At 38.7% G+C, this 20,695-nt stretch carries 17 protein-coding genes; 14 read left to right on the top strand and 3 right to left on the bottom strand.

Annotated elements, in window-relative coordinates; all coding sequences use genetic code 11:
- Positions 1-144 precede the first annotated feature (144 nt).
- Positions 145-1,089, bottom strand: a complete 945-nt coding sequence (locus ACJVDK_RS18095) for an NAD-dependent epimerase/dehydratase family protein (RefSeq protein WP_443938069.1) — start codon at positions 1,087-1,089, stop codon at positions 145-147.
- A 371-nt stretch (positions 1,090-1,460) separates the two neighbouring features.
- Between ACJVDK_RS18095 and ACJVDK_RS18090 the strand changes: the two genes are divergently transcribed.
- From ACJVDK_RS18090 to ACJVDK_RS18045, 10 genes are all read left to right on the top strand, one after another.
- Entirely contained in the window at positions 1,461-2,045 is a 585-nt protein-coding gene (locus tag ACJVDK_RS18090) for a gluconate 2-dehydrogenase subunit 3 family protein (RefSeq protein WP_443938068.1), read from the top strand.
- Between the two features lie 43 nt (positions 2,046-2,088).
- Positions 2,089-3,789 (top strand): GMC oxidoreductase, encoded by a 1,701-nt coding sequence (locus tag ACJVDK_RS18085; protein ID WP_443938067.1) that lies wholly within the window; start codon positions 2,089-2,091, stop codon positions 3,787-3,789.
- Between the two features lie 67 nt (positions 3,790-3,856).
- Positions 3,857-5,014, top strand: coding sequence for a Gfo/Idh/MocA family protein (locus ACJVDK_RS18080; protein ID WP_443938066.1), 1,158 nt, complete (start codon positions 3,857-3,859; stop codon positions 5,012-5,014).
- A gap of 3 nt (positions 5,015-5,017) precedes the next feature.
- Positions 5,018-6,070 (top strand): sugar phosphate isomerase/epimerase family protein, encoded by a 1,053-nt coding sequence (locus ACJVDK_RS18075; RefSeq protein ID WP_443938065.1) that lies wholly within the window; start codon positions 5,018-5,020, stop codon positions 6,068-6,070.
- 44 nt (positions 6,071-6,114) lie between these two features.
- The gene (locus tag ACJVDK_RS18070) at positions 6,115-6,513 is read left to right on the top strand and encodes a c-type cytochrome (protein ID WP_443938064.1); all 399 of its coding nucleotides are present in this window, start codon (positions 6,115-6,117) and stop codon (positions 6,511-6,513) included.
- Positions 6,514-6,537: 24 nt separating this feature from the next.
- Positions 6,538-7,995 carry a Gfo/Idh/MocA family protein gene (locus ACJVDK_RS18065; RefSeq protein ID WP_443938063.1) on the top strand — a complete coding sequence of 486 codons (1,458 nt, stop codon included), beginning with the start codon at positions 6,538-6,540 and terminating at the stop codon, positions 7,993-7,995.
- Between the two features lie 80 nt (positions 7,996-8,075).
- Positions 8,076-8,753 (top strand): 3-keto-disaccharide hydrolase, encoded by a 678-nt coding sequence (locus ACJVDK_RS18060; protein WP_443938062.1) that lies wholly within the window; start codon positions 8,076-8,078, stop codon positions 8,751-8,753.
- 286 nt (positions 8,754-9,039) lie between these two features.
- Positions 9,040-10,257: a nucleoside permease gene (locus ACJVDK_RS18055; RefSeq protein ID WP_443938061.1), complete on the top strand. Its 1,218-nt coding sequence runs from the start codon at positions 9,040-9,042 to the stop codon at positions 10,255-10,257.
- 1 nt (position 10,258) lies between these two features.
- Positions 10,259-11,149: a hydroxypyruvate isomerase family protein gene (locus ACJVDK_RS18050; RefSeq protein WP_443938060.1), complete on the top strand. Its 891-nt coding sequence runs from the start codon at positions 10,259-10,261 to the stop codon at positions 11,147-11,149.
- Positions 11,150-11,176: 27 nt separating this feature from the next.
- Complete coding sequence (locus tag ACJVDK_RS18045; RefSeq protein WP_443938059.1) at positions 11,177-12,043, top strand: sugar phosphate isomerase/epimerase family protein; 867 nt, start codon at positions 11,177-11,179, stop codon at positions 12,041-12,043.
- Positions 12,044-12,084: 41 nt separating this feature from the next.
- On the opposite strand, the gene ACJVDK_RS18040 is transcribed toward ACJVDK_RS18045, so the two are convergent.
- The gene (locus ACJVDK_RS18040; RefSeq protein WP_443938058.1) at positions 12,085-14,673 is read right to left on the bottom strand and encodes a lamin tail domain-containing protein; all 2,589 of its coding nucleotides are present in this window, start codon (positions 14,671-14,673) and stop codon (positions 12,085-12,087) included.
- Positions 14,674-14,734: 61 nt separating this feature from the next.
- Between ACJVDK_RS18040 and ACJVDK_RS18035 the strand changes: the two genes are divergently transcribed.
- The 4 genes from ACJVDK_RS18035 to dacB all read left to right on the top strand — a co-directional run bounded on the left by ACJVDK_RS18035 (position 14,735) and on the right by dacB (position 19,134).
- On the top strand, positions 14,735-15,724 hold the full coding sequence (locus ACJVDK_RS18035) for an aspartate-semialdehyde dehydrogenase (protein ID WP_443938057.1): 990 nt from the start codon (positions 14,735-14,737) through the stop codon (positions 15,722-15,724).
- 53 nt (positions 15,725-15,777) lie between these two features.
- Positions 15,778-16,383 (top strand): CDP-alcohol phosphatidyltransferase family protein, encoded by a 606-nt coding sequence (locus tag ACJVDK_RS18030; RefSeq protein WP_443938056.1) that lies wholly within the window; start codon positions 15,778-15,780, stop codon positions 16,381-16,383.
- Between the two features lie 171 nt (positions 16,384-16,554).
- The gene (locus ACJVDK_RS18025) at positions 16,555-17,691 is read left to right on the top strand and encodes an ATP-binding protein (RefSeq protein WP_443938055.1); all 1,137 of its coding nucleotides are present in this window, start codon (positions 16,555-16,557) and stop codon (positions 17,689-17,691) included.
- A 33-nt stretch (positions 17,692-17,724) separates the two neighbouring features.
- Positions 17,725-19,134, top strand: coding sequence for a D-alanyl-D-alanine carboxypeptidase/D-alanyl-D-alanine endopeptidase (gene dacB / locus ACJVDK_RS18020; RefSeq protein WP_443938054.1), 1,410 nt, complete (start codon positions 17,725-17,727; stop codon positions 19,132-19,134).
- A gap of 43 nt (positions 19,135-19,177) precedes the next feature.
- Here the strand turns inward: dacB and ACJVDK_RS18015 are convergent, their stop codons facing one another.
- The gene (locus ACJVDK_RS18015) at positions 19,178-20,629 is read right to left on the bottom strand and encodes a hypothetical protein (RefSeq protein WP_443938053.1); all 1,452 of its coding nucleotides are present in this window, start codon (positions 20,627-20,629) and stop codon (positions 19,178-19,180) included.
- Positions 20,630-20,695 lie beyond the last annotated feature (66 nt).

Raw genomic sequence — 20,695 nt, 5'->3', positions numbered from 1 at the left:
TATAAAATACGAATACGGATACCAAAAAAGGTAAGCTTACTCGTTAATCTTATAGTAATCTTTTTAAAATTTTATTTAATTTAATATTCAGGGCCAATCAAGTGGAAAGCCTTCAGGCGTCTTCCAGTTAACCCTTTTATTTTTCTAACGCTTTAAGTTCGTTAACATATCAACAGTAAGTTTCGCTAAATCGAATTCTGGCTTCCAATTCCAATCTTTGGTGGCAAAACTATCGTCAATCGAACGTGGCCAGCTGTTGGCTATTTGTTGTCTTGGGTCGTAATCCGCGTAGCTTAATTTGAAATCAGGAATATGCTTTCTTATCTCAGCTGCTAATACTTCTGGTGTAAAACTTACTCCGGCAAAGTTATAACTACTTCTAATAGAAATTTTGTCAGCAGGTGCATCCATTAACTCAATTGTGCCACGAATTGCATCGTCCATGTACATCATCGGTAATTCAGTTTCGGCGTTTAAGAAACTTTGGTAGCTTCCCTTTCTCAACGCATCGTGAAAAATATGAATCGCATAATCGGTAGTACCACCACCAGGAGCTGCTTTCCAACTAATTAATCCCGGGTAACGGATACTTCTCACATCTAATCCATATTTCTGATGATAATATTCACACCATCTTTCTCCAGCTAATTTACTAATACCATACACCGTATTTGGATCCATGGTGCAATACTGACTAGTAGCATCTTTAGGAGAATTTGGCCCGAATACAGCAATTGAACTTGGCCAGTAAACTTTCGCTGTTTTAAATTCTAATGCTAAATCTAGTACATTCAATAGCCCGTTCATATTTAAGTCCCAAGCAAGTTTAGGATTTTGCTCGCCTGTTGCTGACAAAAGAGCTGCTAATAAATACACTTGAGTTGGACGATATTTCTGAAAAACGGCGCTAACCATTTCTTTATTTAAAACGTTTACAAACTCAAATGGGGCTGAATTTTTGATATCATAATCCGGTCTGCGGATATCGCAGGCAACTACATGATCTTCACCATAAATTTTCCGTAATTCGGTTACCAATTCAGTACCGATTTGTCCATTCGAGCCTAGAACTACTATATTTTCTTGCATAATTTAAATTAGAAGTTGCAAAGGTAAAAAAATGAGCTAAAAAGCAGTATAATCATCCCGAATATTTAGAAAAATCATACTACTAGTTACCCAGTTACCTAAAAAAACTGCCTATAATTTCAAAGAAACACACAACAACCAAAAATAATACAAATAAAAATAACTAATACTACAAAAATGAAACTCATAATCGTAAGAAAAACGATTTAATATACTTTCAAATGAAGAATCCATATTATTTAGATTAATTCTTTATAGTAAAATAAGCAATACAAACTACTTTTTTAATTTAAATTGCTGTGGGTTTACAATATATTTTTAATAAAATTGTTTACCACGATACACAAACCAATATATAACCTTAAAATACCATGCAAAGAAGAGAAGCGCTTAAAAACGTTGCGATTTTACTTGGTGGAGCCATTTCAGCAAGCACAGTCGGTGTTTTATTTGAGAGTTTTACCATTCCCGAGACCGAAAAAAACACGGCCTCCTTTTCTATTCAAGATGAACAATTACTAGCCGAATTTGCCGAAGTCATTGTTCCAACAACCACCTCATCCAAAGGTGCCAAAGCGGCTGGATTAGGTCCCTTTATTCCCATGATGATACGAGATTGTTATCCTGCAAAAATGCAAGAATCGTTTGCTTTGGGCTTAAAAGCCTTTGATGCCAAAGTGAAAAAGGAATACACGAAAAGTTTTATTGCTTTAACGCCCGCTCAACGTATAAAAGTAATGGGCGATATCAGAACCTTGGCTATTGCACAAAAAGCAAGTAAATCAGAAGAGGATAAAGACTTGGCTAATTTCTTTATCATCGCAAGAGATTTATCACTTTTAGGGTACTATTCATCGGAGATTGGCTGTACGCAAGCCCGTCGATACCTGCCAATTCCAGGCAAATACGATGGTGCTTATCCCTTGAAACCAGGACAAAAATCATGGGCTACCTAAGCCAATGATTATCTAAAACCTTTTATACACCCAACAGCAAAACATGAACATAAATACAAATCTCAAAGCCGAAAACACCTATGATGCTATTGTAATTGGATCAGGTATTAGTGGAGGCTGGGCAGCAAAAGAACTGACTGAAAAAGGATTAAAAGTGTTAATGCTTGAACGCGGCATGAACATTGAACATATACGCGATTACCCTACTGCCATGTCCAATCCTTGGGATTTCAAACACCGTGGTAAGTTAACAGAAGAACAAAAACGTACGCACCCCGTTCAAAAAAGAGATTATCCGTACCAAGAAGCGAACGAAAGTTGGTGGGTAAATGATTTGGAATGCCCTTATACCGAAGACAAACGTTTCGATTGGTATCGTGGTTTTCATGTAGGAGGTAAATCGCTCATGTGGGGGCGTCAAAGTTATCGTTTTAGTGATCATAATTTTGAAGATAATGCCAAAGATGGTCATGGAAATGATTGGCCTATCCGCTATAAAGATCTTGCTCCGTGGTACGATTATGCTGAACGTTTTGCAGGCATCAGTGGTCAAAACGAAAATTGGCCAACTTTACCCGATGGGCAATTTCTCCCTCCAATGGATTTAAATTGTGTTGAAAAATCGGTTAAAGCCCGTGTTGAAGAACATTATAAAAGAGAACGTATTATTACCATTGGTCGTGTAGCCAACCTTACCGTTCCGCATAAAGGTCGTGGAAATTGCCAATATAGAAACTTATGCAGCCGCGGTTGTCCGTTTGGAGCTTACTTTAGTACGCAATCCTCTACCCTACCTGCTGCAATGGCCACCAATCGCTTAACCTTAAGACCGTACTCCATTGTTAATCATATCATTTACGATAAAGACACGAAGAAAGCTAAAGGCGTAATGGTTATCGATGCGCAAACCCAAAAAACGATGGAGTTTTATGCCAAAATAATCTTCGTGAACGGCTCAACGTTAGGTTCTACCTTTATTTTGTTAAACTCTACTTCCGAAGCACATCCAAATGGACTTGGAAATGCCAGTGGACAATTAGGACATAACTTAATGGATCATCATTTCCGTTGTGGTGCCAATGGAGAAGCGCCAGGTTTTGAAGATAAATACACGTACGGCCGTCGTGCTAACGGCGTTTACGTCCCTCGCTATCAAAATATTGGAAACGATAAACGTGATTATTTACGCGGTTTTGGCTACCAAGGAGGTGCAAGTAGAAGCAATTGGCAAAATGACGTGGCCGAATTAGCATTCGGAGCGGAGCTTAAACAGAAAATGACAACGCCAGGAAAATGGACGATGGGATTGGGTGGTTTTGGAGAAATGCTTCCATACTACGAAAACAGAGTCTACATCGACCATACTAAAAAAGATAAATGGGGCCAGCCGGTATTGGCAATTGATTGCGAATACAAAGAAAACGAGAAAAAAATGCGTGAAGACATGAAAAATGATGCCGCAGAAATGCTCGAAGCCGCTGGAATAAAAAATGTAAAAACATACGATAACGAATGCTATCCGGGTATGGCCATTCACGAAATGGGAACCGCACGGATGGGTAACGACCCCAAAACTTCGGTATTGAATAAATGGAATCAAATGCACGAGGTAAACAATGTTTTTGTAACCGATGGCTCTTGTATGCCTTCTATCGCTTGCCAAAACCCATCGTTAACGTTTATGGCTTTAACAGCGCGTGCCGCAGATTATGCTGTAAATGAATTGAAGAAAGGAAACCTATAAAAATTTTAAGTAATATGTGCTAAGTTCTGTTTAAAAACGTAAAACTTAGGGCATACAAACCTAAAAAATGGAAAGAAAATTAAAAATGGGCATGATTGGCGGCGGGAAAAATGCCTTTATTGGCGCTGTTCACCGGATGGCGGCCAATATCGACGGTCTGATTGAACTACACTGTGGTGCGTTTAGCTCAAATGCCGAAACCTCTATTGCTTCCGGAAAAGATTTATTTCTACCGGATGATAAATGTTATGCTTCATACGAAGACATGATTCTCAGCGAAGCCAAACTTCCGGCAGAAGAAAGAATGGACTTTGTTAGCATTGTAACCCCTAATTTTGCGCATTTTGGTCCCGCTATGCTGGCATTAGAAAATGGCTTTCATGTTTTAATTGATAAACCCATGACTTTTACATTGGAGGAAGCTAAAAAACTGCATGCCAAAGTACAAGAAACCAGATTAAGCCTCTGCCTAACCCACACCTATTCCGCCTACCCCATGGTAAAGCAAGCGCGACAAATGGTAGCCGATTATAAATTTGGTAAAATACGTAAAATAATGGTCGAGTACCCACAAGGTTGGTTAAGTACCTTATCGGAAAAAGACAACAATAAGCAAGCATCTTGGCGCACCGACCCAAATAAAAGCGGAATAAGCGGCTGTATGGGTGATATTGGAACACATGCTGCTCAACTGGCCGAATACATTTCCGGCTTAAAAATAACCCAACTCTGTGCCGATATCAACATTGTGGTAGAAGGGCGACAGCTTGATGATGACGGGAATGTTTTATTGAAATTCGACAACGGAGCCAACGGAATTTTGATGGCTTCGCAAATTGCAGCTGGTGAAGAAAATGCCTTAAAAATTCGTATCTATGGTGAAAAAGGTGGTTTAGAATGGCATCAGATGGAACCCAATACCCTTCTGGTAAAATGGTTAGATGCCCCAGCGCAAATTTACCGTACAGGCAATGCGTATGTAGATAATATCGCAACGTTTAATACGCGTACACCCGGCGGTCACCCTGAAGGATATTTAGAAGCATTTGCCAATTTATATAAAAACTTTGCCCTCAGTGTTTCAGCAAAATTAGCCGGTAAAATCCCTACCGCCGAAATGCTCGATTTCCCAAGCTCAGAAGACGGTGTTAGAGGCATGGCCTTTATCGAAAACGTAATAGCCTCCGGCAAATCAGAACAAAAATGGCTTGATTTTAAACTATAATGTATGACCACTATCAAAGGACCTGCGGTATTTTTAGCCCAATTTATTAGCGATGAAGCGCCTTTTAATTCGCTCGAAAATATTTGCGAATGGGCTGCGGGATTAGGATTTAAAGGTATTCAGATGCCAACCCTCGATACGCGCTTCATCGATTTGCAAAAAGCAGCGGAGAGTAAAACCTATGCCGATGAGCTAACGGGTAAAATAGCTTCATACGGTTTAGAAATTACCGAACTTTCAACCCATTTACAAGGACAATTGGTTGCGGTACATCCTGCATACGATGAATTATTTGATGCATTTGCACCAAAATCGGTTCATAAAAATCCAAAAGCACGTACCGAGTGGGCTGTACAACAAATGAAGTATGCGGCTAAAGCATCGCAAAATTTAGGCTTATCGGCACATGCCACCTTCAGCGGTTCTTTGCTTTGGCAATATTTTCATCCTTGGCCACAACGTCCGCAAGGTTTGGTAGAAGAAGGCTTTGCTGAATTGGCTAAACGTTGGACCCCGATTTTAAATGAATTTGATACCTGTGGAGTGGATGTTTGCTACGAAATCCATCCGGGAGAAGACCTTTTTGATGGGGAAACGTATGAAATGTTTTTAGCGGCTGTGAATAATCATCCAAGAGCCTGCTTGTTGTACGACCCCTCGCATTTTGTGTTGCAACAGCTTGATTACATTCAATATATCGATTTTTATCACGAAAGAATTAAAGCCTTTCACGTAAAAGATGCGGAGTTTAATCCAACCGGAAAACAAGGCACTTTTGGAGGATATCAAAGTTGGGCCAATCGAGCAGGACGATATCGCTCGCCTGGAGATGGCCAGGTAGATTTCAAAACCATTTTTAGTAAATTAGCACAATACGACTTTACAGGCTGGGCGGTAATGGAATGGGAATGCTGCATTAAAAACCAACAAGATGGTGCCCGCGAAGGTGCCGATTTTATAAAAAAACACATTATCAACGTGACCGAAAAAGCATTTGATGATTTTGCTGCTTCAGGTAGCGACACAGCTTTTAACAAAAGAATTTTAGGACTATAAAAATTGCTTATTTTAAGAAATTAAGCACATATGAACAAAACACAATGAAACAAACATCCAAAGCAGTAATGTTAGTAGGCGCCGCAATTATTTTTATGGCGTCGTTCTCAAAAGCAAATTTATCCAAAGAAAAGAAAGCTATTTCCACAAAGACGTCAACACATCCCGTATTTCAAATGAGTACCGGCGAAAAATTAATCAACAAGTCAGATTGCATCGGCTGCCACAACAAAGTGAACAAAATTATTGGCCCATCGTACGTAGAGATTGCCAAAAAATATCCCGCTACGGAGAAAAACATCAACTACTTAGCAGATAAAATACTAAAAGGTGGCACGGGTGTTTGGGGTGAAATGCCTATGTCGGCGCATCCACAGGTAAAAAAAGATGAAGCCAAACTCATGGTAAAATACATCCTTTCGTTAAAATCTGTCAAAAAATAAGTTTTAAACCTACACGCTACGAACATGAAAGAGAATCAGGAACCTAAAAACACAACCAACCGTCGGGATTTCATCAAAAACACTGCGCTTGCAGCAGCTGCATTCATGATTGTTCCACGCCATGTCTTAGGCGGAAAAGGCTATTTAGCTCCTAGTGACCGCTTATTGGTAGCCGGAATAGGTGTAGGTGGAAAAGGCCAAAGCGACATTGCCATGTTCGCTAAAAGTGGCAAAGCCGATATAGCTTTCTTATGCGATGTGGACGACCGCAGAGCGGCAACAAGTGTAAAAAACTTTCCAAAAGCAAAATATTACCGCGATTGGCGTGAATTAATGGATAAAGAATCGAAAAATTTCGATGCTGTTTCTGTGTCAACACCCGATCATAACCACGCAATAATTACCTTGGCCGCCATGCAATTGGGCAAGCATGTGTATGTACAAAAACCATTAACCCACGATTTATTCGAGGCACGTATGCTAACCCTAGCGGCTAAAAAATATAAGGTGGTTACGCAAATGGGAAATCAGGGCGCATCAAACGATGGACCTCGTCAAATGAAAGAATGGTACGACGCCGGATTAATAGGCGATGTACACACGGTTTACGCATGGACCAATCGTCCAGTTTGGCCACAAGGAATTCCTTGGCCAAGTAAAAAAGCAGAAATCCCGCAAGGTTTAGATTGGAATTTATGGCTAGGTACTGCACCCGATAAAGATTTTGTAGACAAATTAGTTCCATTCAACTGGCGCGGATGGTGGGATTACGGAACCGGAGCATTGGGTGATATGGGCTGCCATTTAATTGAAGCCCCTTTTAGTGTGCTCGATTTAAAATACGCAAAAGAAGTAGAAGCCAGCGTGGGCTCGGTTTATGTAGATGAATTTAAGCAGGGCTACTTCCCAGAAAGTTGTCCGCCATCAAGTCACGTAACCTTAAAATTCCCAAAAACAAACAAAACCAAAGGCGATGTTACCCTACATTGGATGGATGGCGGAATTCAACCTGAACGTCCTGAAGAATTAGAGGCAAATGAAACGTTTGGCGATGGCGGAAATGGAACGCTATTCATTGGAACTAAAGGAAAAATGATGTGCGAAACCTACAGTGCAAACCCCAAATTATTACCATTAAGCCGAAATAAAGACATTCAGGTGAAAGAGAAATTTGCCCGTGTAAAAGGAGGCGCCAATGGTCATTATGCGCAATGGGTTGAGGCCGCAATTGCGGGATATGGTAAACAAGAGCTAAGTTCTCCTTTCGAAATTGCAGGTCCTTTAACCGAAGCTTTGTTAATGGCAAATTTGGCTATCCGAAGCTTCGACATCAAAAAAACAGTTAACGGAAAAGACACTTTCCCAGGTCGTTACATGAAAATGCTTTGGGACAACGAAAAGATGCGTATTACCAATTTCGAAGAAGCCAATCAATTCGTGAAACGAGATTACAGAAAAGGCTGGAACGATTTAAAACTTTAATAAAACATCCCTTATGATGAGACATGAAGCAATCCTATCACAAAAAGACCTTCGTATTTCGTAGCAACAAATAAAAAAACATGAAAAAAATCATTCTTTCTGCTTGCATCCTATTGGTAATACAAATAGCAAAAGCACAAAAAGGATTTAAACCTCTTTTTGACGGCAAAACCACAACCGGCTGGCATACTTATAATAAAACCAGTGTTGGTAGTGCTTGGCAAGTCCAAGATGGCGTTTTACATTTAGATTTAGCAACCAAAGGAAAAGATGGCGGTGGCGATTTAGTTACGGATAAAGAATATGGTGATTTTCATTTAAAATTTGAATGGAAAATTGCTCCAAAAGGCAATAGCGGGCTTATATTTTATGTACATGAAGACCCTAAATATCACGCCACCTATTCAACCGGATTAGAAATGCAGGTTTTAGACAACGATGGCCATCCAGATGGAAAAATAACCAAACACCGAGCCGGAGATTTATATGATTTAATTAAAAGTTCATCAGAACCCGTAAAACCTGTGGGCGAATGGAACAAAGCCGAAATCATCAGCAAAAAAGGAAATTTAACCTTCATTTTAAACGATATTAAAGTTGTTAAAACCAAATTATGGGATGAGAATTGGAAAACATTAATTGCTGGGAGCAAATTTGCCACTTGGGAAAACTGGGGCATATTTAAAACGGGAAAAATTGCATTGCAAGACCATGGAAATGAAGTATGGTATAGAAACCTGTATATTAAAGAATTATAAACGAAGGCGAAAAGAGTTAAAGGCGGAAAGGTAAAAGCTGAAAGGTATAAGGAGGAAGCTAAAAGCCTAAAGTAAAAAGATAATAGTAAAGGATGAAAAGACACAGGCGCTAAACCCATAAACCTTACAGCCTAAAACCTTAATCCCCTAAACCATACACCTCAAACCCTTAGCCCCTAAACCTTAGCCCTTAAACCTCAAAACCATACACCTTAAACCCTTATTCCCTAAACCTTACCCCTTAAACCTCAAAACCATACACCTTAAACCCCTCAATCAACCAAATATGAACTTTACTATCCGCGCCAAGCTATCAACCATGATGTTCCTAGAATTTTTTATCTGGGGCGCTTGGTTTGTAACCATGGGAACGTATTTAGGTAAAAATTTAGGCTCTAATGATGTACAAATTGGCTCAGCCTACAGCACACAATCATTAGGCGCTATTTTAGCTCCTTTTATTATTGGCTTAATTGCAGATAAATTCTTTGCCGCACAAAAAGTTTTAGCAGTGCTTCATTTAATAGGTGCGGCACTTCTATGGTATGCTGCATCGGCCTTAGAATTCGATCAGTTTTTCCCCTATATTTTAGGCTATATGATTGCCTATATGCCAACACTTGCACTGGTTAATTCCATTTCTTTTAAGCAAATGCAAGACCCTGGAAAGGAATTCCCTTCTATTCGCGTGTTTGGAACCATTGGCTGGATTATAGCCGGCATCGTGATTGGATGGCTTAACTGGGAGCAATCAGGCAACTTAGTACTAACCTTTAAAATGGCTGCAGGAGCTTCTCTAATTTTAGGGATTTTAAGTTTTTTCTTACCCAATACACCTCCGGCAAAAAAAGGAGAAAAAACAACATTCGGAGAAATTATAGGACTGGATGCAATTGGTTTACTTAAAAACCGCTCGTATTTGCTGTTTTTTCTATCATCCGTGGCAATATGTGTACCTTTAGCCTTTTACTACAATTTTACCAATCCTTTCTTAAATGAAACAGGTATGAAAAGCGCTGCAGGTATTCAGTCCCTTGGGCAAGTTTCAGAAACCTTATTCATGCTGCTTATGCCTTTATTTTTTGTTCGACTTGGCGTAAAAAAAATGCTGGCTATCGGCATGATTGCATGGGTTCTTCGTTACCTATTCTTTGCTTTCGGCAATGCCGATTCAAACTACTGGATGCTCATTGGTGGAATTGTGTTACACGGAATTTGTTATGATTTCTTTTTCGTTACGGGGCAAATTTATACCGACAAATTAGCGGGCGAAAAATTTAAAAGTGCCGCACAAGGCTTTATAACCCTAGCTACCTACGGTGTTGGCATGCTAATCGGTTCCTTTATTTCGGGAATCGTTGTGAATGCGCATGTTATACCTGATGGCCATAATTGGCATTCAATTTGGATGATTCCAGCTGCAATATCTGCCCTTGTTGCACTCTTATTCTTGCTTTTCTTTCGCGATAAAAATAAAACTGTTACAGAACCAAATCCTTATTAACATGTCAAATCTAAACAGAAGAACTGCTTTAAAAGCAATTATTGCCGGAAGTGCCACCATAGGTGCTTCATCTGCATTGTCTGCATTTGCTATAGATAAACAAAATGAAACGAATAGTCCTTTTAAACTAAAAGGAAATATTAATCAATCCGTTTGTCGCTGGTGTTTTGCAAAAATGGATTTAGATAGCTTATGTAAAGAGGCGAAGAAATTAGGATTAAAAGGCATTGATTTAGTTGGCCCAAAAGATTGGCCTACTTTAAAAAAATACGGACTTCAATCCACCATGTGTAATGGAGCGGAAATTAATTTAGTAGATGGTTTTAACGACCCGAAATTTCACGATAAGCTGATTGAAAGTTATACTAAAATGATTCCTTTGGTAGCCGAAGCCGGCTATACCAATTTAATTTGTTTTAGCGGTAACCGCAGGGGAAAAGACGATGAAACAGGATTAAAAAATTGTGCCGAAGGTTTAAAGAAATTAATGCCATTAGCCGAGAAACATAAAGTTGTACTGGTAATGGAACTTTTAAATAGCAAAGTCAATCATAAAGATTACCAATGCGATAACACCCCGTTTGGAGTAGAGCTTTGTAAACGTGTAGGTTCTGAAAATTTCAAGTTATTGTACGATATATACCACATGCAAATTGATGAGGGAAATGTAATTGCAACCATCAAAGAAAACCATCAATATATAGCACACTACCACACTGCCGGAGTTCCAGGAAGGGCCGAAATTGATGAAAGACAAGAACTAAATTATCCTGCCATTATGAAAGCCATTCTTGAAACTGGTTTTAAAGGAACAGTTGCCCAAGAATTTATCCCTAAAGACGAGGATAAACTGGCCTCTCTAAAAAAAGCAATCGCAATTTGCGATATTTAACATTAAAATCCCCTGATAAAAATTGATATGAATTCGAGAAGAGACTTTATAAAACAAGCTGGCTTATTAGGTTTGGCAACATTAGCCGTTCCATCGTTTGCACTTAATAGCGTGCACAAAAACATGGGTATTCAATTGTATACCTTGCGCGATGTACTTCCAAATAATGTGACAAAAGTGATAGAAGCGGTAGCCAAAGCAGGCTACACAGCGGTAGAAACGTATGGTTTTGAAAAAGGGAAATTTTGGAATTTCACACCAAAAGAATTCAAAAATTTATTGTCGGCTAATGGATTAAAAGCCCCAAGCGGACACTACCATATGAACGATTTTATTAAAGATGGCGAAACGGAGCAAATCAAAAAAGACATGGAGGCGTGTAAAATAATTGGGGGAGAATATTATACCATTGCCAGCGCCACTGTAAAAGAGCATACCGTTGAAGGATACCAATACACCGCCCAGTGCTTTAATAAGGTAGCCGAAATCGCAAAATCAATGGGATTAAAATTTGCTTACCACAATCATAACCACGAGTTTACCAAAATTGGTGACACCACAGGATATGAGGTGTATTTAAAAGAAAGCGATAAAAATTTAGTTGATTTTGAAATGGATTTATACTGGGTAGTACGCTCAGGAAATGATCCCATTAAACTGATTACCGAAAATCCTGGCCGTTTTCCAATGTGGCATGTAAAAGGAATGGACAAAGCCGACCCAAGCATGAATACCGAAATTGGTAAAGGGGTTATCGATTTTAAACCCATCTTTGCCGAAGCTAAATCCTCGGGCATGAAGCATTTCTTTGTAGAACAAGAAACCAATTACCAGCCCAATCCTTTAGATTCAATTGTGAGCAGTGCGAATTTTATTAAAAAGAATTTGCTATAAATCGAATAAAAAACAAAGGGAAAGATTCTAATTTCCCTTTGTTAATTCAATTTTCCGGCTAAAACGCAGGTATTCTTAAACCGTTTGACAGTACCTCTAACATCAAAAACATCAAACACCACTATGTAAATCCCCATTCGGGCCGTGGAACCATCTTCTGTACTTCCGTCCCAATAAAATGTTCCTTTAGTGGCAATGGTCTCATTTTTAAGTATTCTTTTTGTTAAAATGCCTTTATCGCTAAACACATTCACCGTTGCTAGGCGTTCATTTTCTTTCATCTGATATACAATACTCAGTGCATCTTCAAAACCATCGCCATCTGGCGAGAAGGTCTTCGATATCAACTGCACAAATTCTTCGTTCCCTTCCAATGCATTCGAGTTACGGTAAGTTGGCGTTGCAAAACCGACGGAAGCAGCGGCCGATTTAAAATTATCAGGTGAAATGGTTTCTGCATCAAACGAAACCCGTTCAATGGAAATTCCATCCGCGTCCTGAATCAAAGGATGATGAAAAGCAGGAGAGTAATTCAGTTGATCAATAACCCTGTCTTTACTTAACAACACCACCGTGCCTCCGCTATTGTTATATGCAGGCAAACTACTCATTTCTACAAAATTATTCGGATTCTCAACATAATACAATTCTTTGATATTGCTAGCATCAGTGGTTAGCACCCAATATGTTTTTGGTGGAATAAATTGAGAAGCGGTTACCATCGCTCTACGATTCGCCGGTTTTCCCAAACTATCGACATTGGCTAACTGAAAATCATTGAAATCTAACACATAGTCGGCATTGTTATACACCTCCACAAAATCAACGCCCTCACTTTTTGGATTGAATAACACCTCACTAATTAACAAATCTTTACTTTTTGGCTTTTTAGCGATAAAAAATTCTGCTGTATTCTCCCCTTCAATTCCCTTTCCCCCACAATCGGTTAAATTGGTTAGCGTTAACGTATTGGTTAGCCCATGAGGCAAAGGTGTATTAAAACGAATTTGTGCTGTTTTAAACCGATTGCTTAAACGTACCTCAACCGCTGCCCCCACCCCATTATTCACTTGATAATGTTGTGTAACCGATGCCGATAAACTATCAACCATCTTTGAAAAAATTACTTCTATCGTTATACTGTCTACTAGCTTTGCAGACACTAACTTGAGCGCATCACTATTCAATTGTTGCTGAAAAACAGCATTTTGCATACCAGGGCTTGCACCAAGCGCAGCAGAAGAGGCTATCCAGTTTTGGCTTCCCTTACATTGATTTTTAGGGTCTATCAATTCTAAACTAAAACCACCCTTTTTCTTTTCCTCATCATCATACCACGTATCTGTATAGGCTACTTCGTCTATTACATTGCCTTGCGGACTACGGATAGTTAATATATCGCCCGTGTTATTTAAGCTTGGCCAGGGTGATAAGCCAATGGTTTTCCCGAAAGGTTTAAATAAAGCCGTGTCGGCACGGGCACAAAGAATTAGGTACTGATGAGGTGCCAAGGTATCCGCAGCAAAAGTATAGGTCGATAACTTATCTGAATATTGATAGCCTTGCAGCAAAAGATATTCATTGCTGATATTCCAAAGCTCCACAAACTCCTTCTGCGGTATCCCCAGACTTCCAGTCGGGTTTGCAAAAATTTCATTGACTACCACATCCTGCGGTTGCATAACATACGGTCGGATATAGAAAAAATTTGCAATGCCTTGGCGTAATACATTTCCTTTTCTATCACTGATGTTTTGCACAGTAAGCGTATAATTTCCCGTTTTCAAAGCCTCACCCAACTGCAAACGCATAACACTGGCAGAAGCTGTACTTTCGATGCGCTTTGGTAAATTTCCGCTATCCGTTAAGCGATAATTATCCAATAACAACGCAGAAACTTGCTCTAAAGGCTCAGAAAAAGTCAGTTCGAGCAGATTCGAATCTAGCGCAATTACCTTTTGAAGCACCGGAGGAAGTGTATCAGCCACCAAATCGTCTACAAAAAAATCATCAAAAATAAATTGATTATATCTGGAGGCGGTGGCATACCGACAATAAACACCCATGAAATTAGAAACCGTAAAACTGGTATCGGTTACCGTTCCTTCAGATATGAAATTATTCCCACCAGTAACATCAGTCAACAACTCCCAATTCCCCAAAGCATCGCAGGTTACACGAATTTTGGCTTGCAGCATCGCCGCATTACTTCGGCTTTTGGCTACTCCAGTTATAATCCGTGTGGTTCTGGTACCATTTTGCCTATAGAGATGAAACCCATCAGCCGCCCCTGTTTCTCCTATTTGCACAAAATATCCGTTTAAGGAAGATTTTAAATCTTCTTGATCAGCGCTCAAATAAATGCGTACATAATTGCTCGTAGTAGGATCAAAATTAAGCTGAACAAAAAACTCCCAGTTTGTATTTAGTACCGAAGGATTTTCTGTCGAAAGTGCTAAAATCTGCGCGGTTTTATTCGCTCCGTTGCTTTGTAACTGATCCTGCGAATTGATGTAAAAAGAAGCTGTATCGCCTATCCAAACAGGATTCCTTAAGAAATCTCTGTCCGTAAAGGATTCTTTAATTTGAGAAAATGTGATTTTAGAAAATAACAATAGGGATATAAGCATAATTTTTACCATATTTGGGCCTATATCAAATGTTTAATAAATATAATAATTAAAATTTAAAATGAAAGTAGCAGTAGTAGGTGCAACCGGATTGGTTGGCACCGTTATGTTAAAAGTATTGGAGGAAAGAAATTTCCCTTTAACCGAGTTAATTCCCGTTGCCTCAGAAAAGAGTGTTGGTAAGGAAATTACGTTTAAGGGTAAGAAGTTCCCAATCGTTAGCATGGATACTGCTATTAGCATGCGCCCTGATATTGCTTTATTTTCTGCAGGTGGTGGCACTTCATTAGAAAATGCTCCGCGTTTCAAAGAAGTAGGTACAACGGTAATCGATAATTCATCTGCATGGAGAATGGATCCTGAAATTAAATTGGTGGTTCCAGAAGTAAATGCACACGAATTAACGAGTGAAAATAAAATCATCGCGAATCCGAACTGTTCAACCATTCAAATGGTAGTGGTTTTAAAGCCATTGCACGATAAATACAAAATTAAACGTGTGGTTGTTTCTACCTACCAATCGGTTACAGGAACTGGTGTAAAAGCGGTTGATCAATTAATGAATGAGCGTAAAGGTGTTGATGGACCTAAAGCCTATCCATACGAAATCGATTTAAATGTTCTTCCACATATCGACGTTTTTACTGAAAACGGCTATACCAAAGAAGAAATGAAAATGATTAAGGAAACGAACAAAATCATGAGCGATGATAGCATTAAAGTTACGGCTACTACTGTTCGTATTCCGGTAATGGGTGGTCACTCAGAATCTGTAAACATCGAATTTGAAAATGAATTCGATTTAGCTGAAGTTCGCAGTATATTAGAAAATGCTCCAGGTGTAATTGTGGTAGATGACGTAGCTAACTTAAAATACCCAATGCCAAAAGATGCACATGAAAAAGATGAAGTTTTTGTTGGCCGTATTCGTAGAGATGAATCAGCACCAAAATCGTTAAACCTTTGGATCGTTGCCGATAACTTACGCAAAGGCGCGGCAACAAACGCCGTTCAAATTGCAGAATACTTGTTTGAAAACAAATTAGTTTAAAAATAAACGCAAAGCCCGTGGCAGAAACCACGGGTTTTTTTATGCCCAAAAATTTGAAAAAGCATATACCCATTGCCTTAATTTATTCGAGATTATTCCTAGGAATATTAATTGTCTTACTCAGTTTACTGAAAGTTCAACAGTATTCATATATCGCAATTGCATTGCTGACAGTAGGTTTACTAACAGATATTTTTGATGGAATTATTGCGCGAAAACTAGGTATCTCTTCAGAAAAACTAAGAAGACTAGACTCGACCATTGATCAAGTATTTTTTATTTCCGTTGCCCTAGCTACTTACTTGCAATGCCCCGACTTTTTCAAAACAAATTTATCGAAGCTTGCTTTATTAATTGGCGCAGAGCTTTTAATCTATCTTACAAGCTACATAAAATTCAAAAAAGAAGTTGCTACACATTCTATCGGGGCAAAGTTCTGGACACTCATTTTGTTTGCCACCTTAATAGAACTTATCGTTCATTGTCAATCTAAAACCTTGTTTAATCTTTGTATTTGGCTTGGGGTAGTCACAAGATTGGAGATTTTAGCCATTATTCTTATCTTAAAAAAATGGACCAACGATGTTCCTACTTTTTACCATGCTATACAATTAAGACAAGGAAAACAGATTAAGCGAAACAAGCTTTTTAATGGATAATTCGGATTGATTTATTGATTAGTCAAAACAAAGCTCACACCTCTATTCTCTAAATTATATATAATTTAGAGAACATAATCTAAAAATTATATGTAATCTAGAGAACATAATCTAAAAACTATATATAAATTAGAGAATATAATCTAAAAATTATATGTAATTTAGTGTATTATGATTACTAGAACGATACAGTCATACATCGAATCGAAATTTTTCAAAGGAAAAGCTATCATTATAACTGGAGCAAGGCAAGTAGGTAAATCAACGCTTTTTAGGCAGATAATAAAAAAAACCGATCAACCTTACCTTTCTTTAAATTGTGATGAAGCCGAAGTGCGTGCTACCTTGGAAGATGCGAGTATAGAACGCTTAAAATCGATTATTGGAAGCAATAAAATTATGCTTATTGATGAAGCGCAACGTGTAAAAAGCATCGGACTTACGCTTAAACTAATTGTGGATAATATTCCGGATGTACAGCTTCTGGTTACAGGTTCCTCTAGCTTAGACCTTGCTACCGGGACTAAGGAGCCTTTAACTGGTCGGAAATTTGATTATAATCTGTATCCTTTCTCCATCGAAGAACTTGCTCAAAAAAACGGCTTACTGGCTGAAGAACAAGCATTAGAAAGAAGGTTAATTTTTGGCAGCTACCCTGATGCCGTAAATTATCCTGGGGAGGAAAAAGAGTTGTTGTTAAATTTAAGTGACAGCTATTTATTTAAGGATATTTTAGCGCTAACGGGCATTCGTAAACCTAGCCAACTAGAAAAGTTGGTGCAAGCCTTGGCTTTACAAATTGGAAGCGAGGTTTCGTATCATGAATTAGGTCAACTCATTGGAGCCGATAAGCAAACCGTTGAACGATACATCGACTTGCTAGAACAATGCTTTGTTGTTTTTAGATTAAATGCATTTAGCAGAAATCTACGCAATGAAATTAAAAAAAGTAAGAAGATATACTTTTATGATACAGGTATCAGAAATGCATTAATTCAAAACTTCAATCCCTTAAAACTTCGGTTGGATGCAGGTGCTCTTTTTGAAAATTACATCATTTCGGAATACATAAAAGCGAATAAGAATAACCGAAAACTGGCTAAATATTATTTTTGGCGTAGTTTTCAGCAACAAGAAATCGATTTGATTGAAGAAATAGACGGTGAACTCAATGCCATAGAAATAAAATGGAACGACACTAAAAAAGTTAAATTTCCAAGTACTTTTACTGATAATTATTCCGTTAAACAAACACTGGTTATCAATAAAAAGAACTACAGCAATTTTTTACTAAACAACAAAAAGTAGCCCCTTTTATTGAAGAACCCTTAATACCCTAAAATGAAAAAAATAAGCACTTCTTTATTCTTACTACTCGCACTTTCATTTACATCTTTTGCCCAAACCCGAATTCAAAATTTAGAGCGCTCTTTTACAAATTTCTTAAAAGATGAACAATGCAAACACGCCATTGCATCGCTTTGCGTGCTAGATGCCAGCACCGGAAAAACACTGTATGCGCATAATGAGCAAGTTGGTGTGGCTACGGCCTCTACGTTAAAAACCATTACCGCAGCAAGCGCTTTTAGTATTTTGGGCAAAGATTTTCAATTTCAAACTACTTTAGCCTACACAGGAACAATCACTTCGGACGGAACGCTTAAAGGCAATATTGTCATTATTGGCAGTGGCGATCCTACATTGGGCTCTCCGCGTTATCAAAATACCGAAGCATTTGTATTAAACCAATGGGCAAATGCCATAAAAAGTGTCGGAATAAAAAAAATTGATGGGGCCATCGTTGGAGATGACCGCATTTTTGGTACGCAAACTACTCCTGAAGGATGGGTATGGCAAGATATTGGCAATTATTACGGTGCCGGAACCTCGGGTTTGGCTTGGAGAGAAAATCAATTTGATATTCAACTGAAACCAGGAAACTCTACATCTGAACCCGCGAAAGTAATCAAAACCGTTCCTGCAACGCCCTATATTCAATTGATAAACGAGTTAAAAACGGGACCTAACGGAAGTGGCGACCGCGCGTATGCTTTTTTTCCGCCATACAGCAACACCGCTTATTTAAGGGGATCGTGGGGAATGGGAATAGCGAAATCAAGCATTTCGGTAGCTAGCCCTGACCCTGCCTTCGATTGTGCGTATCGCTTACAAGATACCTTAAATAAACTGGGCATTACCTGTAACCAAGCGGCTACCACATCCCGTTTATTAGATTTAAATAAGCAAAATACTGGCACCATTACCAAAAAAATAAATACCATAAGTTCCCCTCCTTTGAGCGAGATGGTGTATTGGTTTTTAAAGAAAAGCATTAATTTGTACGGAGAAACGTTATTAAAAACACTTGCATTAAAATCGGGCAAAGAGGCTAGCACACGTTCAGGAGCCGAAACGGAAATTAACTTTTGGGCGAATAAAGGAATTGAAAAAAGCGCTTTAAACATTATTGATGGAAGTGGTTTATCTCCCGGAAACCGCATTACTCCGTATGCAATGGCTTCTATATTGTTCCAAGCACAAAAAGAAAATTGGTTTCCTGATTTTTACAAAGGTTTACCCGAATACAACGGCATGAAAATAAAAAGCGGAACCATAAACGATGTTTCGGCATTTGCAGGTTACCACACCGACAACGCCGGAAACAAGTATGTGATTGTCATTAACATTAATAACTACAGCGGTAACGCCATTAATAAAAAGCTCTTTAAAGTGCTGGACGAATTAAAATAAAACAACCAGGCTCGATATGTGATGTATTGAGCCTTGTTTCTAGTTAATCAATTTTACTATTGGTATATTTTATTGGCGACTGATAATTTAACCACCGCACTAAATACGCTCTAGCTAACTGATCTGCCGCTGCTTCTTCGCGCGTTTTGTAAACCGACTCTTCCGGCGCGCCATAAACCCGCCTATCCTCGAATCTATTTTGGCAGTTTAATACTTTTTGAGCGTGTATTTTTAGCCAAAAATTGGCCTTTTCGCGCACCTTTTTATCTTTGGCAGCTACACTAGCAACTGCATCAGCAGCTACATAATTCACCCGGCCATAATAACCCCAATCGTTTCCTTGCGGAAAGTACAAATCGCTTATATCATCTGCATCGCTAATGGCTTTGCTGTAAATAACCCCACCTGGTGCCATTACTTTTCCACCGTTTATTTTCGTATCGGGTAAGGTATCCCCTGTTTTAAACACATACTCATAAAATACTTTGTAATTACTTTCTAAATTAAAAACAGCTGCCAAGGGTACTTTTTGACCTGCTAAGGGATATGTGCGCAAGGGAGAAAACTCGAACAAACCCGAGGCACAATATTCGGGATGAACCCTAAAATGATTCACCAACAAACCATTTTCAAAACAATTTGAGCCGTTTAACCATTCGCTTAAGGATTTTCCATTCAGTTTTTTTGATGAATTAGCATCGCTTGGTCTCGAAAATGAGGATATCAATAATTCCAGATTTTTACGCATCCATGCACTGTAATTTGAATGCTCAGGCATCATAGCGGTTGCCAGTTGAAGAATAAATGAATTCCAAGCATTTTCCTCAGCCTTGGTATCGCCGGGCACCAATATTTTGCCGCTTTTATCTTTATAATACGGCACTTTATAGTTTATTAATCGATTCGATTCATATTCAATAACCGCCTTAACTTTCTTTTGTGTTTGATCGTTCAACTCGGGCCAAACATACCAAGCTGCCGAAGCCAATGAAGCTGCCCAATAGGAACTTTGCCACTCATTTCCCCAACCTTTCTTTGAAATGACCAAATGTTTTTGCGCAATAGACTCAATCAGAAATGCTAGTTTTTTAAAGGCCTCCTCTTTGGAATAACCTACAAATTGCGCATCATAAATACCCAATTTAAGCGATACAGCCAAACATGAAGCTTCGCTTGTAGCCGGCCGAATGGCATGCTCTCTAAAGCCGCCAAAATCTAAATACCCTGTCGCATCAACGGTATCGAAACGCTTAATTTTATTCCACCAAGTCGTTAACATGTACCTGTTTGCATTGAGGATCGTTTTTCGAAGTATGATGGAATTGGAATCCGTAGGTGCCGGCTTTTTAAACTGAGACCAATTGATGGCTTTTACGCCATTCTGTGCAACCGATACGCTATGCGTTACTAAAAGGATGATCACTACGGAAAATAATCTAACAGAGTTTTTTAACGCTTTTAAATTCACAAAGGATTGAGACTTTTCTTTATTCATTTTGATTAAACAATAAGGAAAACAAACATACTTAAATAAGTAAGCTTTTCTATTAAGAATTTGGAT

Source organism: Pedobacter paludisoli, assembly GCF_052344095.1.
Lineage (GTDB): Bacteria > Bacteroidota > Bacteroidia > Sphingobacteriales > Sphingobacteriaceae > Pedobacter.
The sequence above is the reverse complement of the archived record's forward strand: the minus strand, read 5'-3'. Positions and strand labels throughout refer to the sequence as shown.